Source organism: Streptomyces sp. BR123 (genome assembly GCF_013401435.1).
GTDB lineage: Bacteria > Actinomycetota > Actinomycetes > Streptomycetales > Streptomycetaceae > Streptomyces.
In genome coordinates this window covers 1-1,314 of record NZ_JACBGN010000602.1, presented here as the reverse complement: position 1 = coordinate 1,314, position 1,314 = coordinate 1, and the positions used below count along the sequence as shown (strand labels likewise).

At 78.8% G+C, this 1,314-nt stretch carries 1 protein-coding gene; it reads right to left on the bottom strand.

Going from position 1 to position 1,314, the window contains the following annotated elements; all coding sequences use genetic code 11:
* Positions 1-139 precede the first annotated feature (139 nt).
* Positions 140-1,314: NAD(P)/FAD-dependent oxidoreductase (locus tag HYE82_RS36575; RefSeq protein WP_179178527.1), on the bottom strand; the 1,175-nt coding region annotated here is incomplete at its 5' end.

Sequence of the window (1,314 nt, the reverse complement as noted above, 5' to 3'; positions counted from 1 at the left end):
GGCTGGGCGCGGGGGTCTGCGCGTCGGTCATGTGAGAGCTCCCTAGTGTGGTGTGTGACATTTTACTAGTGGGTGTGATGCGGCCACAAGGGTCCGGGCCCCTTGGGCAGGGTGGCGGGACGGGGCGGGGCGGCCGGGGTCAGCGGTCGGCGGGCGGAAGTTCGACCAGGTGGCGCAGCGGCACCGGACAGGACAGGGGGCGCCGGTCCGGCTCCGGCACCGGGTCCGGCCCCGGCACCCCGCGGGTGCACGGCACCCCAGGAGCCCCGGAAGCCCCGGGGGTCGCGGGAGGTGCCGCCTCGCCGGCCAGGGCGGCGACCGCCGGACCGCACATCCGGCCCTGGCACCAGCCCATCCCGGCGCGCGTGAGCAGCTTGACGGTACGGGCGTCCCGGGCGCCGAGGTCGGCGACCGCCTCGCGGATCCGGCCCGCCGGCACCTCCTCGCACCGGCAGACATCGGTGTCGTCGCGCAGCCAGCCGGTCCAGCCGGCACCCGGACGGTGGGCCCGGCCCATTGCGTCGGCGAAGGCGCGCAGCCGGGCGCGGCGGCGGGTCAGCGCGGCCGGGACCGGCCGGCCGGCGATGGCGTGGGCGGCGATCTCCCCCTCGGTCAGGGCCAGTTGGGCGCCACCGACCCCGCCGGTCTCGCCGGCGGACCAGACACCGGGGACGGAGGTGCGCTGCAGCGCGTCGAGTTGCAGGGCGGCCGTGCCGTCGGCCGCCCCGCGCGTGGCGCAGCCGAGGCCTGTGGCCAGCTCCAGCTGGGGCACGAGCCCGTGGCCCACCGCCACCGCGTCGCAGGGGATCCGGCGGGCCGTGCCGGGCAGCGGCCGCCAGTCCCGGTCCAGGCGGGCCACGGTGACCGCCTCGACGCGGTCGGTGCCGTGGGCCTCCGTCACGGCGTGCCGGGTGAGCAGCCGGATGTGCCGGTACAGCAGGGCGCTGCCGTACGCGGCGCCCTCGGCGAGCTTGCCGGGGTTGCGCAGCAGGGCGGGGAGGTGCGGGGCGTACGCCGCGTAGGCGGCCGCCTCCACCACCGCCGGGACGCGGGCCCCCGCGGCGGCGAGCGAGCCGGCCACGGCGAGCAGCAGCGGGCCGCTCCCCGCGACGACGACCCGCCGGCCCGGCAGGACCAGCCCGGACTTCAGCATGGCCTGGGCCCCGCCGGCCCCGACGACCCCGGGGAGGGTCCAGCCGGGGAAGGGGAGCTGGCGTTCGTACGCTCCCGTGGCCAGGAGGACCGCGCGGGCGCGGACGGTGGCGGGGAGTTCGTCGGGGCCGACGACCGCGTGCAGGATCCACGTCGCAGGGG